Genomic DNA, 14,597 nt, shown 5'->3' with positions numbered 1-14,597 from the left:
TCGATAAAGCCTAACGTAGCTGGAAGCGAGAAGACGGAGAGAGAAATTCAGTGAAATACAGGTTTTCGAAGAAAACCTGCGGTAACATTCAGCACCATGTTGACGCCTTTGAACTCGGAAAATTCCTTATTCAAATCCTATCCATTTTCCAAGTGAGACAGCGAATTGAACGAATTTTTCTCGCAGTCTTCTCGCTTCCCCCGCCGAAGTAACTTTCTCGACACGTTGAGACGCTCTGTATCTTTTAAGGAGGCCCCTTTATGTCCGAACTCGGCGGAAGCCTGTTCCAACAACAATTGCTGGAAGACGGATACGGCCCCCGTTTCCACGCTTACTATTATAAACAATGGTCCGCCTACGAGATGGATTACCATCGCCATAACTCCACCGAGATCATGTATCTGATGAGCGGAAGCTGCATCGTAGATGTCATGTCTGGCGAACGCGAAGAACGGTACCGGTTGAAAAAAGGCGAGCTGATCCTGCTGGACGCCAACGTGCCGCACCGCCTGATCGTCGAAAACGAAGTCACCTGCCGGATGCTGAACGTGGAGTTTTCTTTTATATCGCTGGAGGCTGGAAGCGAAGCGGCGATCAGCGTCAGCGCGCTCGCCAAGGAAGAAGCGGCGCTGGCGGAATTGCTGCAAACTCCTTTTGCCAGCCTGGTGCTGCCCGATCCCGAAGAAGTGCTGCACACGCTCAAGTCGTTGGTGCTGGAACTGGACCGGCAGCACGGCAAGCAGAACGTCATGGTACGCCTGCTGTTCGCCGAGCTGCTGCTGCGTCTGGCCCGGCTGCACCGGGAGCAGTTGAATCCGAGCCGCCAGCACGCCCACCACTATATTCGCAAAGTCACGGAATATTTGCACCAAAACTACGATCGCGGCATTCGGGTCGAAGAAGTCGCGGCGGCGGTCAATCTGCATCCGGGCTATCTGCATCGGCTGTTCAAGCAGCACACCGGGCGCACGTTGACCGATTACTTGAACGGTCTGCGCATGGACAAAGCCAAAATGCTGCTCGCGGGCAGCGTGATTCCGATTGCCGATATCGCGGATTATGTAGGGATCGGCAGCCGGCAATATTTCCATCTGCTTTTCCGAAAATACAGCGGGTGCACGCCTACGGAATACCGCGAACGTACCGAACCGGATTCGTGGAAAAACGGCTGCTTTGGATCGACCTTTTCCTGAACGCGCCAATTCGTGATGCCTGATGAAAAGGTGAGGATATTTGACACTTCTTCGCCAAAGTAGTCACGATATTGATAACGCTATCATGGCGCCTCCTGCTAAGATGAACGTGCAAGTTAACCTTGACGGCAGGGTGTAACTTTTACAATCGGAGGGGATCTTCATGACAAGATTCAAAGTAGCTTTTATCGGCGCGGGAAGTATCGGATTCACGCGGGGACTGCTGCGCGACTTGCTCAGCGTACCTGAATTTGCGAACATCGACGTGTCGTTCATGGATATCGATCGCCGCAATCTCGACATGGTGACGGAACTGTGCCAACGGGATATCGACGAGAACGGGCTTTCGATCAAGATACGTCCGACGACGGATCGGCGCGAAGCTCTGCAAGGAGCCAAGTACGTATTTTGTACAATCCGCGTCGGCGGGCTGGAAGCGTTCGCGACCGACGTGGACATTCCGCTCAAGTACGGCGTCGATCAGTGCGTCGGCGATACGCTGTCGGCGGGCGGCATCATGTACGGACAGCGCGGCATCGCCGAGATGCTGGAGATCTGTCGGGATATTCGGGAAAAGGCGGCGCCGGACGTGTTGCTGCTTAACTACTCCAATCCGATGGCGATGCTTACCTGGGCGTGCAACGTCTACGGCGGCGTGAAAACGATCGGCTTGTGTCACGGCGTGCAGCACGGCCATCATCAGATCGCGGACGTATATGGACTGGATAAAAAAGATGTGGATATTATCTGCGCGGGCATCAATCACCAGACATGGTACATCTCCGCTGCGCACGAAGGCCGCGATTTGACGGAAGGGCTGCTGGAAGCGTTCGAGAAACACCCGGAATACAGCCGCACAGAAAAAGTCCGGATCGATATGCTGCGCCGCTTCGGCTACTACAGCACGGAATCGAACGGCCACCTGAGCGAATACGTGCCGTGGTACCGCAAACGCAGCGACGAGATTCAGGAATGGATCGATCTGGGCAGCTGGATCAACGGCGAGACGGGCGGTTATCTGCGCGTATGTACCGAAGGGCGCAACTGGTTCGAGACCGATTTCCCCAACTGGCTTAAAGACCCGGCGCTACAGTACGGTGCGGGACATCGCGGCGAGGAACATGGTTCCTATATCGTGGAAGGCTTGGAAACGGGACGCGTGTACCGGGGGCATTTCAACACGATCAACGGCGGCGTGATCACCAATCTGCCGGCCGATGCGATTATCGAAGCGCCCGGCTACGTCGATCGCAACGGCATCTCGATGCCGGTCGTGGGCGACCTGCCGCTCGGAGCGGCTGCCGTGTGCAATGTGAGCATCTCCGTGCAGCGTTTGGCAGTGGAAGCGGCGGTACGCGGCGACGACAAGCTGCTGCGCCAGGCCTTCATGATGGACCCGCTCGTCGGCGCCGTTTGCAATCCGAAAGAGATCTGGCAGATGGTCGACGAAATGCTGGTAGCCGGGGAAAAATGGCTGCCTCAGTACGGCGACGCCATCGCGGAAGCGAAGGGACGGCTGGCTTCCGGCAACCTCATCCCGACCCGCGAAGGCAATCAAGGCGCGGCGCGCCTCAAAGTGAAGTCGGTCGAGGAAATGCAGCAGGACCGCGACGCGGCGAACAAAAACGCGGGCGAGTCGGATAAAGGCAAAGACCGGGAGAAAGTGACGCAGGATTAAGTAGGTCGGGACGAACGCCGAGAAAATCCGCAAGCAAACGCTATTAAACGAAAAAAGCGAAAATCCCCGTTTCCGAGGGACTTTCGCTTTTTGGCGCGGAAATCGCGGTTGAAGTTTTTCCTTCACGGGAGTTTTAAAAAGTCTCGGATATCATCCTTCACTTGATAGTCGGAGCGAAACCTTACCGTGTCGCCGTCATCTGTCAGATAGAAGCGGTATAGGACAGGTTCGCCCGTATCGAAAACGATTTGATACGAGGCGGGTTCCTGTTCGGTATCGGATAAGTAGTCGGGCGTGTAGACAGCCTGCCGAAGCATCTCGGTCAGCAGTTTGCCCTGCTCGCCCGACACGACGCGGCTCGGCTGAACTTCGTCGAATGCGTAGACGGAGACGGAAGAAGGTTTGGCACGCACAATCGATTTGAAATCCGCCTTCGGCAGTCCGTCATACTCGTCGTTCGCGTACAGTCGGTATCCGCCGATGTCGTCATCCGATTGCACGGCGACCAGGTCCTCCGGCGCAAAGCCTTTCACCCGATACAGCTCCGTGCCTTTATCCAAAAAAGCGGCGTCTCCGGGTTTGCTGCGGTAAGCCGGATTATGAACGCTGCCGTCCAATTTTTTACGGACTTTGCCTACGACGTCTTGCATCACGGTATCGGGATCGCGCAGCACGCCGTTCCATACGTTCGTGTATGTGCCGTCATCGGTTTTGACGAAGTCGACCCAATCGATCACCGTAGCTCGGTGCTGCCAATCCGCGCAGCCGACGATCAGGGTCATGCAGGCCAGCAGCACCAGAGCGATTGCGATGCTGTTTTTCGAATTTATCTTTTTTTTCATCGTTCATCCTCCTCGGTTACGGCAGGCTTCGCGCGCCTATTCGATCACGGACTCAAAAACTTCCGAATCCCGCCGTCCAGCACCCAGCCTTCCTTCAGGCGAACCGCTCCGTCGTCGGCCAGCCAAAAAGCATACAGGATCGGCTCTCCGTTATCCGGCACGATCTGATAATCGATCGGCGTTTTGCCGGCAACGGCCCCGGGCTTGGTTTCGCGAATCGGACTGCTTAACAGTCCGGCGAATTCGGCCGCTTCCGCGCCGGACGTTTCGCGCAGCGGATCGGGCGCACCCGCCGAATAGACGTCGATGGAAGCCGGGCGATCTTGCAGGATGCGATCCAAGTCTTGACTCGGCAGCGCGTCGAAGCCTTCCCTCGCGTACAGCCGGTATCCGCCGATGTGCTGATCGGACGGTGCGGCTATAAGGTCTTGCGGATCGAATCCGTTCACGCGGTAGAGGTTCGTGCCTTTATCCAAAAAAGCGGCGTCTCCCGGCTTGGCCCGGTAACCGGGATCTTCGATATGATCGTACAATTTTTGCTCGACGGTGAACGCGATTTCTTCGGTGACCGTATCTGGATCGCGCAGCACGCCGTTATCCAAAGCGGTATACAGCGCATCCGGAGTTACGACGATATCGGGCCAATCCATCTCGGCGACGACGCGGTATGAGGGGCTGGAACAGGCATTCAATATGAAGACAAGCAGGAGGACAAGCGCGGCCGGGAAGGCAGCCGATCGTTTTTTAAGAACCTTTTTCATGGAAGTAACGCCTCCTTTTGCCTTATAAACGCGCTTGACCGCAGGAATGTTTCCTTAGTACGGTTATAAGCAAGTACGATTTTGCCAAAAGGAGCTTGGTCATGAACAAAACGATCGGCATGCTGGCTCACGTCGACGCGGGGAAAACGACGTTCGCCGAGCAGCTGCTTTATCATACGAACAGTATTCGGAGCCGGGGACGAGTGGATCACCGGGATGCGTTTATGGACAGTCACGAGATCGAAAAAGCGCGGGGCATCACCGTATTCGCGGGGCAGGCCGTGATGCGGTACGACGAATCGACCTACTATCTGCTCGATACGCCGGGACACGCCGATTTCTCGGCCGAGATGGAGCGCGCGCTGCGCACGATGGATTACGCCGTGGTGCTGCTGAGCGCGGTGGAAGGCGTCGAAGGGCATACGGAGACGGTCTGGCAATTGCTCAAGAGTTACCGGATTCCGGCGTTCTTTTTCATCAACAAAACCGATCGGGAAGGCGCGGACGCGGAGCGGGTATTGGGCGAGATTCGCAGCCTGCTGACGGAGGACGCGACGGACCTGACGGATGCGCTCCGGATCGGCGGAGCCGGCGAACCGCTGCTGATGGACGACTCGCTCAGAATGTTTTTGGCGGAGCGGGACGAGACGTTATTGGAAGCTTATCTGGAAGAACGGTTAACGTCCGAAGAGTGGAACCAAGCCCTGATCGACATGATCCGGCAAAGGCGAATCTATCCGTGCCTGCACGGTTCGGCGCTGCTGGATATCGGCATTTCCGATTTTTTGGAGAAGTTCGATCGGCTCACGGTAACGAATTATGCGACGCAAGAGCAGGCGGTAGGCGAATCGTTTGCGGGAAACGTTTATAAGATCGGGCATGACGCGAGCGGTACCCGGCTGACGTACATCAAAGCGCTGCGAGGTTCGCTCGGCGTACGGGAATTCGTGCAGTACGCAAGCAAAGGAAGCGCAAAGGACGGCGAGAAGAGCCTGCTGGAGGAAAAAGTCACCGGCATACGGATTTATAACGGGGAACGCTATGCGCAGGCGGATCGCGTCTATGCCGGAGATCTGTTCGCGGTCGTCGGTTTGACGGAGACGCGGGCCGGAGCGGCGGTCGGAGACTGCGCCGACGAGCCGCTTCCGTTCGAGATGAGGCCGACGCTGACCGCCAGCGTATCGTTTCCGAAAGAAATACCGGTCAAGGACGTCCTGCGGATTTTCCGCATGCTCGAGGACGAAGATCCCGCGCTCGGCGTGGTCTGGGAAGAAGAATTGCAGGAGCTTCAGATCCGGGTGATGGGCGCGATCCAGCTTGAAGTCCTCGTCAGCGTGCTGCGGGAACGTTTCGGCTTGGAGGTAACTTTCGGCACGCCGGAGATCCTCTACCGGGAAACGGTAGCTGCCGCGGTTCGGGGATACGGACATTTCGAACCGCTGAAGCATTATGCCGAAGTCCATCTGGAGATACGGCCCGGCGAGCGAGGCAGCGGCGTCATATTCGCGGATGCCTGCCATGCGGACGATTTGTCGGTCGGTTACCGCAATCTGGTCGGGCAGCACGTGCGGGAGCGCGAACATCACGGCCTGCTGACCGGTTCGCCGTTGACCGACGTCAAGGTGACGCTGCTGACCGGACGCGCGCACAACAAGCATACCCACGGCGGGGATTTCCGCGAAGCGACGTTCCGGGCGCTGCGACAGGGGTTGGAAAAGGCGGAGAACGTGCTGCTCGAACCGTGCTACCGTTTCCGGATCCGCGCCGAGCTTGAGCATATGGGGCGCATCATGGCCGACGTGCAGCAGGCGCACGGCATTTTCGACCCGCCGGAGACGAGCGAGACGCATCTGTTGCTGACGGGGATTGCGCCTGCGGCGACTTTCATGAATTACGGAACGGAGCTGGCTTCGTTCACGCGGGGAAAAGGCATGCTGAGCTTGGCTTACGGCGGCTACCGACCTTGCCATAACGCGGAAGAAGTGATCGCGCGCCGCGGGTACGACAAAAACGCCGACCCGCTGTACACGTCTTCGTCGATGTTTTGCGCCAAAGGCGCAGGGTATTCGGTGCCGTGGGACGAAGCGGAGGCGGCGATGCATTTATTATAGTCGGGAATTTGGAAGATCTGATCGGCAGCGAAGCGGATTCGCAAAGAATAACGCTTTGCTGCCGATCCATTTTTTTGCATGCGAACTTTTTTCCAAATTATAGAATATCATATTGACTTTTCGTCGACGTCCTCCTAAAATCGTCTATGCAAAGAATTTACTTAATAATTTACATAAAAGTTAACTTAAGTAAACTGTCTTTGCAGAGAGGAGATCAAGCGAAACTTTGAAGTTACCGGAAAAATGAGAGCGTTATCTATTCGGCGTATATTTCACTGCGGAAGGGAATGAGCGAAGATGAAACGCAAACTGGTTATTTTGTTATTGGCTCTGGTCGTCATGGCAACCACGTTCAGCGACGCCCGAAGTTATGCGGCGCATTGGGGCTTGAGCGGGGACGTCGGCGTGCACGATCCGTCGATCATCAAGGAGGGCAACAGCTGGTATGTCTTTTCGACGGGCGAAGGTCTGCAAGTATTGCGCTCGGACAACGGCACGGACTTTTACCGCGTGCCGCAGATTTTCCTGAGCGCGCCGTCTTGGTGGAAAACGTACGTACCGAAGCAGGAGCCGATGGACGTATGGGCGCCCGACGTCAAAGCTTACAACGGCAAAGTATGGTTGTACTATTCGATATCGACGTTTACCAAAAACACGTCCGCGATCGGTCTCGTTTCGGCGAGCAGCGTCGGAGCGGGCAATTGGAAAGACGAAGGCGTCGTCGTTTCGACCAACGGCACGCAGAACTATAACGCGATCGATCCGGAACTCGTGATCGACGCAAAAGGAGACCCGTGGCTGGCGTTCGGTTCGTTTTGGGGAGGGCTGAAGCTGACCAAGCTCGACAAAAACACGATGAAGCCGACAGGCAGCCTGTATTCGATCGCGCGGCGCACCGTGAACGACGGAGCGATCGAAGCGCCGTCCATCACGTATCGCGGCGGTTACTATTATTTGTTCGCTTCGATTGACAGCTGCTGCTCGGGCGTGGACAGCACGTACAAAATCATTTACGGGCGTTCCAAAAACATCACCGGACCCTACGTCGATAAAAACGGCGTAAGCCTGATGAACAACGGGGGCACGATCCTCGATTCCGGCAATGCTCGCTGGAAAGGTCCGGGCGGTCAAGACGTGTACGACGCCAATTTGATCGTTCGCCATGCCTATGACGCGGAAGACGAAGGCAGACCGAAGCTGCTGATCAGCGACTTGATCTGGGATTCCGGCGGTTGGCCGAGTTATTGAACAGGCGGGTATCCGCGAACGGTTGAATATTGCAAGCGTACGCGATGCGCGTTATCCTTGTAGAAGCAAGAAGCGACAGCTTCAAACTCTCAAATCTACAAGGAATCGAGCGATAAATCCATGATTACACTCAAAAGCGAACGCGAAATTCAGAAAATGGACGCGGCCGGCGACGTACTGGCGGCCTGCCATAAAGAAATCGCCAAAATGATCAAACCGGGCGTGACCACGATGGAGATCGACCGGTTCGTCGAGAAGTTCCTCAAGCAGCACGGCGCGACGCCGGAGCAAAAAGGCTATAACGGTTACGAGTACGCGACATGCGCTTCGATCAACGACGAAGTCTGCCACGGCTTCCCGCGACGCCAGCCGCTCAAAAGCGGCGACATCGTGACGATCGACATGGTCGTCAACCTGAACGGCGGCTTGGCCGATTCGGCTTGGACGTACGCGGTCGGCGAGATTTCCGAGCAGGACCGCCGCCTGATGGAAGTGACGCACCGCGCGTTGGAGCTGGGCATCGAGCAGGCGGTTGCAGGCAATCGTCTCGGCGATATCGGCCATGCGATCCAAAGCTACGTCGAAGCCGAAGGCTTCTCGGTGGTGCGCGAGTTTACCGGACACGGCATCGGACCGACGATCCACGAAAAGCCGCAGGTGCTGCATTATGGCGAGCCGGGCAAAGGCCAGCGCCTGAAGGAAGGCATGGTCATCACCATCGAGCCGATGGTCAACGTCGGAGTCTGGCAGACTTCGCGCGACGACAACGGCTGGACGGCCCGCACGGAAGACGGGCTGAACTCCGCCCAGTACGAGCATACGCTGGCGATTACCAAAGACGGCCCGCGTATTCTGACATCGCAAGACTGAGGCTGAAGCCGGACGGTTTGACGTAAATCGGGAACGGCGGGCTTGAGCGGCTTATAGCCGATCCGGTTTGCAAAAGAATGAAAAAGAGCACGGAATCCGACGATGATCGGATTCCGTGCTCTTTGCCGTTTTTGTGTCATTCAGATCAACCTTCTTCGATCCCTAACTGCTCTTTCAGATGCGCAATGACCATCTCTTGATCGAATACTTCTTCATCCGACATCGCATGCGCATAGACCAGCGTGCGGCCGTTTACGTCGAAGTAGTCGGCATGCACGTAAAAATCAGGTCCGTTCGGAACAAAAGGCCGTTCGTCGATCGTAACATAGGCGCTGGCGAAGACGTGTTTTTCCGTATAGCTTCGCTCGCCCCAATCCTTCAGAATCGGCAGATAGACGGACGCAAATTCGCCGTCCTGCGGGTTTTCAAGAATAGAGACGATCGGGTCGTGTTCCCACACGCCCAGGCCTTTACCGTCAAGCACGACAATACCCATTTGCTGCTCATTGGCGAGCAACATCAATTTGGTCGGATGTTCGGCATCCGTCGAATAACCTTCGTCCACGATCGTATCGTCGGCATGGAAGCCGTACGTACGCAGATTCGAGGAGAGGTTGAAAATAAAGAAGTAGGAAAAGAGCAGGGCGGCAATCGCGACAACAAGGGTGAGCTCAACGCTCCGGCGTACTCTCATGTGATCCCTCCTTTGCTGATTGGGGCAAAATGAGCGGTCGGTCCGAGATGAAAAGCCCCTCGCTTTTATTGTAAAGGTCTGAAGCTTGAAAGGCCAGGGATTTTGTGATTTTAGGCGAAAAAAAGCCGCTTATCGGCAAATAACGCCTTTAGCGGACTTTTTTGCGACATTATTGTGACAAGACGCGCTCCTGCTTATTCGGATACGAATTATCGCGCTTCCGTCTTTAAATGCTTCCCGCGCTTCCGTCCGTCGGCTTGCCGCCCACGCCCGAGGTACGCAAAGAATCTTGTACGTCGGATTTGACATCGCGGGCAGCCGATACGGATTCTTCTTTCAGTTCTTTCACCGCGCCGAGCGTTTCCTTGACGACGCCCGTCACTTCTTGGCTTTTTTCCACGAGTGCATGACCGCGTTCGTTGATGGCAGGCCCGTTGTCGCGCAGCGCTTCAATCGCGTCCATTGCTTGATAGCGAATCCGTTCGCCTCGCTCGGTAGCGACGATGACGGCGGCTCCGGCCCCGATCAGGGCACCTGCGGCGGCACCGATTGCGGCGGTGGTAACAAATGATTTTTCCATGTTTAAAATCTCCTTTCGGCTCGTTTGTTTGCTCTGTTCGTTATTACCCGAAGCTTAGCCGAAGAAATCAAAAGAGCCTGATGCGCTAAATATCAGGCTCTTTTTGGTTCCGTCCGTCAAAACGGATATTCATATTCAGATCAAGCCGGATTGACGCAGCAGGCGTTCGACCAGGGTAGCGACTTCGGCACGCATGACTTGCTTTTGAGGCGCCAGACGGTTGCCGTTTTGCCCATTGAACAAGTCCGCGCGAATCGTGGCCGCGGCAGCGTCGCGAGCCCATTCAGGCACTGAATCCCCGTCGGAGAACGGCGCAAGCGTCGTTTCCGAGCCGCTGGCGTTCCCGGTTGCCAATCCGGTCAACTGCATGGCCCGGGAAAGCATGACCATCGCTTCGGCGCGCGTGATCGCTTGCTGCGGACGGAACGTGCCGTCGGCAAATCCGGTGATCAGGCCGTATTGCGCCGCGGTCGCGACCGAACCTTCATACCAGGAAGAAGAAGGCACGTCGCTGAACGAAGAAACGGCAATGCCGGGCTTCAACCCCAAGCCTTTGGTCAGGATCGAAGCGAACTCCGCGCGCGTAACGGCGCGCGACGGTTCGAATCGGCCGTTGCCGGTCCCTTCGACGACGAATCGGGTCGCCATGTTCCGAATGGCGTTTTCCGCCCAGTTTCCGCGGATATCGGCCAACTGAGGATCAAGTTTCGCTAGAGCGTAAGTACTGTTGGTCAAGCTCGACAAGACCGCGTACGTTCGATTGTTTTGCGCGATCACGCGGGTCGGAATCGGAGTGAGTTCGTTATCGCCCAGAACCGTTGCGGTGATATTTTCGCCCGCATCCGTTCCCGAACTTAACGGAATAAGGCGCTCCACGTACCGATCGAACCGGTCGACGGTCGTGCGCTTCTCGTTCGCGATCGTCGAAATTTCGAAGCTGACCGGATTTTGCAGCACGGTCAGGCCTTCCTGCGCCGCCAGAGTTCGGATCCGCGCAGCATCCGCATCGGTTGCTTTGGCGATCGAAATTTCGATCCGGACATTCGCGGATTCGTTTGCCGAAGCGGTTGTTTCGGACGGTGCGACCGGAATCTCTTCGGCGGGCAGCCGATAAAGGCCGAGAGGCGTGTCGATGACGAGAACGGCTTTGCGCCGGGCCATTTCCCGGATCAGCTCGCCACTCAAACGTCCGATCATCACGTCCGCATCGCTCGTGCCCGCGAACGGAATCGTAACGGTCGCGCCCGTTCCTTCGGCGTCCAGCACGGCGCGTACCCGTTCGGGATCGACCAGGATCGTTTGCACTTTGCGGTCGCCTTGCATGCTTTCGCTCAAGGTGCCGGCTTTTTGCAGTTTGCCGTTCACGAGGATGTCCACGCCGTTCGGCGCAGCCGAAGGTGCGGAAGGCAGGATGAACGGCGGCTGTGCCGAAGACGCTTCTCCGTCGTTTCCGGAAGGAGGTTGCGTGCTTCTGACGGTAACTTCGACGGCGTTCGAACGGGGACTGGCTACGCCGTCGACGTACTGCACGACATAATAATTTCCTTTCGCCGAAATATTGCCGAAGCGGTACGTGCCGTCGCCGACGGCGACCGCTTGCAGCGTCAACGGTTGAAGCTGCCCGCTTCGGAACAGCTTAAGCTCGGCGCCCGGATAGACGTTGCCGACATCCAACGACTCCAGACCGCCGGTCGCGGAAGGCGTGCGCAAAACCGGATTCACGAATATCGAGTTGACGCTTTCGATGCCGTTCGCGGATTGGGTGACGTAATAGAAGCCGGACCGGGGCGCAAGGTCCTTGAAACGATAGGTTCCGTTATCGAGCATCGTGTACGTTTGCGAGACGACCGTACCTTTCTCGGCGTCGTAGAGCGTCAAAGCCGTTTTTGAAGATACGTTGCCCACATCGATGTACTCGACGCCCGCTTGCACGCTCGGCGTGCGCAAGGTCGGATTCGCGAATTCCGAGTTCAGGCTTTCTTTGCCGCCCACGGTCTGGGTCACGTAATAATACTGCGGATCGGGCAGTACGTTTTCCATCGCGTACACCGAGCCCATCACGTTGACCGAAGTTTGAATTTCCGTTCCGTCGGCCCGATACAGTTTCAACGTGGCGCCGGGCGAATAGCCGCTCACAGTGATCGATTCTTCCGCTCCGGACGCTTGGGGGGCGGGCGGCAGAAGCTCCTGTACCGATACGATATTGGAAGCGGGGCTCAGCACGCCGTTGATCGATTGCACCGCGTAGTAAGGAACGCCGGCTTCCAGATCGCTGAAGCGGTATGTTCCGTCACCCAGAGATTGGGGATTGGACGAGATCGGGGTCGTTTCGCTATACAAAGTGATCGCCGCGCCCGGATAAACGTCGCTGACGTCGGCGTATCGGATTCCGCCCGTCAGGACGGGCGTCGGCAGCAGAGCGTTCACGAACGGCGTATTGAGGCTTTCGCGTCCGCCTAGCGATTGGGTCACGTAATAATAGCCGCTGCGCGGTACCACGTTTTCGAACCGATACACGCCTCCTCCTTGATCGACCGGCGCGGAAGACACCAATTGACTGTTCGAAGCGTCATACAAGTGCAGCGTCGCGCCTTCCGTTGCGTTGCTCACGTCGATGTGGCCGACTCCCGCCGCAGCGGCGGGGATGTGCAGGGTAGGATTAGCGAAGTTGGAATTGACGCTTTCTTTGTTATTCACGGTTTGCGTGACATAGTAACCGATCGTGTTCGGCAGCACGTTTTCGAGCGTGTAGGTGGCTGAGGTTACGCCGGGAACCTCTCGAACCGGAGCTCCTGTCGTGGTATAGAGTTTCAGTTTGGCGCCCGGGACGATACCGCTGACGTTTAAGGACTCGTCCGCTGCCGCGATAACGGGCGCGGCTGGCAGATCGGGAGACACGGTTACCACATTGGAGCTGGCTTGCATTCCGTTCAGCGTCTGCGTGACGTAATAACCCGACGCAGGGGGCACGTTGGCGAAACGGTAAGTTCCGTTACCGAGGTTGGTCAACGAATTCGAAGACAGAACGCCGTCGGAATCATACAATGTGAGCACAGAACCGATATCGGTATCCACGTTGGTCACGTCCACGTATTCCGTGCCGCCCGTTGCTACGGGGGTATTGAGTTTGGAAGTCAAAAACGGAGTATTGGTACTGGTCTGTCCGCCATAACTCTGAACGATATAGTACAAAGAACTGTCGGGGATCACATTTTCGAAGCGGTAAACGCCGCCGCCCTGATTGGATACCGTCGTCGAGACGAGCGAACCGTTCGAGACGCGATGCAGTTCCAATGTCGTATTGCCCGAAACGTTCGTGACGTCGATCGAGCGGATGCCGGCGGTCGCGACAGGCGTGCGCAGCGTTGTATTGAAAAAAGGCGTATTCGTGCTTTCTTCGCCGGCTACCGTTTGCGTCACGTAATAAGAATTGGGATACGGAAGCAACGCAATCGTTTTGGTTGCGGTGATAACGTTGGCTTCCTGCCATACGGGAGAGCCGCCGTCTGCTCGATAGACTTTGAGCGTGGCGCCAGACGTATAATTGCTGATGGTGATCGTTTCTTGTCCGGTTGTCACGGTAGGCACGCCGGGAGGCGCCGCGTAAACCGGATGGACCGTCCCCAAGCCGATCAGCAAGCAAAGCACGATCAATCCGAACTGCCGGAACCTTTTTTGCCTAGTCCAGTTTGCAGTCATCATATTCCCCTCTTTTCGTATAGGCATGTGTGAAGTTATGTCGAGCATACTATATTTTGCGTATAAATCAATTTAAAATATTCGGTTGAACCCGCATGGCGTCAAGAAAAATCGAGTTTTATCGGTTTACGCCCCGAGCGGTTTTCTTTATATTTTTATCGATGAACATTTGCCGTAAAGTATTTAACATTTTATGCTAAGAGTAACGAGTGAACGAACGTCCCGTCTATCGAAAAAAAGCGGCAAAGGAGCCTCCCATGAACATCCGACACAACGACCAAACCATCGAATTCCACGTCGAATACGCCAAACGCAAAAAGATCTACGTCCAGATCGATCCGAGCGGTCTCGTCACGGTCAAAGCGCCGAACGGCATGCCGGAAGAAGCGATTCAACAGGCGGTCGCGCTGCAAGCCGATTGGATTTTGCAAAACAAAGCGAAGCAAGACAAGGCGCGCGAAGCTCCCAAGCCGAAAGAATACCGCGAAGGCAGCGAAGGGGATTTTCTGCATCTGGGCCGCCGCTGCCGTCTGGACGAGCTGATTCCGACCGAAGGACGGACGGAAGAGCAGCTGCGCGCCGACCTCAAGAAGTTCTATTTTGCCAGTTGTAAAAAAGTCGTGAATGAGCGGATCGGCGCTTATGCCAAGCAACTCAAGGTCGAACCGAAATCGATCGAAATCATCGAATCGACGACCAAATGGGGGAGCTGCGACTCGAAAAAAAGGCTCAACTTCAATTATCTGCTGGCGATGGCGCCCGTGCAGGCGATCGATTACGTCATCGTGCATGAGCTCTGCCATCTTCACCATATGAACCACGACCGTTCGTTTTGGCGCAAGCTGGGCAGCGTGCTGCCGGATTACAAGGAGCGCGAAGCGTATCTGAACCGGTACGGAAATTTCATGGTGATGTAAGATG

Annotated in this window: 11 protein-coding genes; 6 read left to right on the top strand and 5 right to left on the bottom strand. The window is 56.1% G+C overall.

The annotated features are described in order from the left end of the window. The first annotated feature begins 260 nt into the window (after nt 1–260). Nucleotides 261–1,193: a helix-turn-helix transcriptional regulator gene (locus tag SACSAC_RS05690; protein WP_037284383.1), complete on the top strand. Its 933-nt coding sequence runs from the start codon at nt 261–263 to the stop codon at nt 1,191–1,193. A 163-nt stretch (nt 1,194–1,356) separates the two neighbouring features. Then, complete coding sequence (melA, locus tag SACSAC_RS05685; RefSeq protein WP_037284381.1) at nt 1,357–2,871, top strand: alpha-glucosidase/alpha-galactosidase; 1,515 nt, start codon at nt 1,357–1,359, stop codon at nt 2,869–2,871. Between the two features lie 122 nt (nt 2,872–2,993). Here the strand turns inward: melA and SACSAC_RS05680 are convergent, their stop codons facing one another. After that, nucleotides 2,994–3,713: a hypothetical protein gene (locus SACSAC_RS05680; protein ID WP_037284377.1), complete on the bottom strand. Its 720-nt coding sequence runs from the start codon at nt 3,711–3,713 to the stop codon at nt 2,994–2,996. Between the two features lie 44 nt (nt 3,714–3,757). Continuing rightward, complete coding sequence (locus tag SACSAC_RS05675; protein ID WP_037284374.1) at nt 3,758–4,474, bottom strand: hypothetical protein; 717 nt, start codon at nt 4,472–4,474, stop codon at nt 3,758–3,760. Nucleotides 4,475–4,575: 101 nt separating this feature from the next. On the opposite strand from SACSAC_RS05675, the gene SACSAC_RS05670 reads away from it, so the two are divergent. From SACSAC_RS05670 to map, 3 genes are all read left to right on the top strand, one after another. Next, nucleotides 4,576–6,585, top strand: coding sequence for a GTP-binding protein (locus SACSAC_RS05670; RefSeq protein WP_037284371.1), 2,010 nt, complete (start codon nt 4,576–4,578; stop codon nt 6,583–6,585). 339 nt (nt 6,586–6,924) lie between these two features. Continuing rightward, the gene (gene abnA / locus SACSAC_RS05665; RefSeq protein WP_051507465.1) at nt 6,925–7,833 is read left to right on the top strand and encodes an arabinan endo-1,5-alpha-L-arabinosidase AbnA; all 909 of its coding nucleotides are present in this window, start codon (nt 6,925–6,927) and stop codon (nt 7,831–7,833) included. Between the two features lie 120 nt (nt 7,834–7,953). After that, on the top strand, nt 7,954–8,703 hold the full coding sequence (gene map / locus SACSAC_RS05660) for a type I methionyl aminopeptidase (RefSeq protein ID WP_037284366.1): 750 nt from the start codon (nt 7,954–7,956) through the stop codon (nt 8,701–8,703). Nucleotides 8,704–8,848: 145 nt separating this feature from the next. Here map and SACSAC_RS05655 read toward each other — a convergent pair whose 3' ends face one another. The 3 genes from SACSAC_RS05655 to SACSAC_RS05645 all read right to left on the bottom strand — a co-directional run bounded on the left by SACSAC_RS05655 (nt 8,849) and on the right by SACSAC_RS05645 (nt 13,676). Beyond that, the gene (locus SACSAC_RS05655) at nt 8,849–9,397 is read right to left on the bottom strand and encodes a hypothetical protein (protein WP_037284363.1); all 549 of its coding nucleotides are present in this window, start codon (nt 9,395–9,397) and stop codon (nt 8,849–8,851) included. 226 nt (nt 9,398–9,623) lie between these two features. Beyond that, a complete protein-coding gene (locus SACSAC_RS05650; RefSeq protein ID WP_037284359.1) occupies nt 9,624–9,977 on the bottom strand; it encodes a hypothetical protein in 354 nt (117 codons plus the stop codon). Between the two features lie 135 nt (nt 9,978–10,112). Next, on the bottom strand, nt 10,113–13,676 hold the full coding sequence (locus SACSAC_RS05645; protein ID WP_037284356.1) for an S-layer homology domain-containing protein: 3,564 nt from the start codon (nt 13,674–13,676) through the stop codon (nt 10,113–10,115). A gap of 257 nt (nt 13,677–13,933) precedes the next feature. Here SACSAC_RS05645 and SACSAC_RS05640 point away from each other — a divergent pair, with 257 nt between their 5' ends. Beyond that, nucleotides 13,934–14,593, top strand: a complete 660-nt coding sequence (locus SACSAC_RS05640; RefSeq protein WP_037284353.1) for a M48 family metallopeptidase — start codon at nt 13,934–13,936, stop codon at nt 14,591–14,593. The last annotated feature ends 4 nt before the right edge of the window (nt 14,594–14,597 follow it).

Origin of the sequence: Saccharibacillus sacchari DSM 19268, assembly GCF_000585395.1 — a bacterium.
Taxonomy (GTDB): Bacteria; Bacillota; Bacilli; order Paenibacillales; family Paenibacillaceae; genus Saccharibacillus; species Saccharibacillus sacchari.
Note: the sequence above shows the minus strand (reverse complement) of the source record. Positions and strands in the feature narration are given on the sequence as shown.

Excerpts from the sequence above, each read along its gene's own strand:
- melA (WP_037284381.1), top strand. The coding sequence starts at position 1,357 with ATGACAAGATTCAAAGTAGCTTTTATCGGCGCGGGAAGTATCGGATTC.
- SACSAC_RS05675 (WP_037284374.1), bottom strand. The coding sequence starts at position 4,474 with ATGAAAAAGGTTCTTAAAAAACGATCGGCTGCCTTCCCGGCCGCGCTT.
- SACSAC_RS05690 (WP_037284383.1), top strand. The coding sequence starts at position 261 with ATGTCCGAACTCGGCGGAAGCCTGTTCCAACAACAATTGCTGGAAGAC.
- SACSAC_RS05645 (WP_037284356.1), bottom strand. The coding sequence starts at position 13,676 with ATGACTGCAAACTGGACTAGGCAAAAAAGGTTCCGGCAGTTCGGATTG.
- abnA (WP_051507465.1), top strand. The coding sequence starts at position 6,925 with ATGGCAACCACGTTCAGCGACGCCCGAAGTTATGCGGCGCATTGGGGC.
- SACSAC_RS05650 (WP_037284359.1), bottom strand. The coding sequence starts at position 9,977 with ATGGAAAAATCATTTGTTACCACCGCCGCAATCGGTGCCGCCGCAGGT.
- SACSAC_RS05680 (WP_037284377.1), bottom strand. The coding sequence starts at position 3,713 with ATGAAAAAAAAGATAAATTCGAAAAACAGCATCGCAATCGCTCTGGTG.
- SACSAC_RS05670 (WP_037284371.1), top strand. The coding sequence starts at position 4,576 with ATGAACAAAACGATCGGCATGCTGGCTCACGTCGACGCGGGGAAAACG.
- SACSAC_RS05655 (WP_037284363.1), bottom strand. The coding sequence starts at position 9,397 with ATGAGAGTACGCCGGAGCGTTGAGCTCACCCTTGTTGTCGCGATTGCC.
- SACSAC_RS05640 (WP_037284353.1), top strand. The coding sequence starts at position 13,934 with ATGAACATCCGACACAACGACCAAACCATCGAATTCCACGTCGAATAC.
- map (WP_037284366.1), top strand. The coding sequence starts at position 7,954 with ATGATTACACTCAAAAGCGAACGCGAAATTCAGAAAATGGACGCGGCC.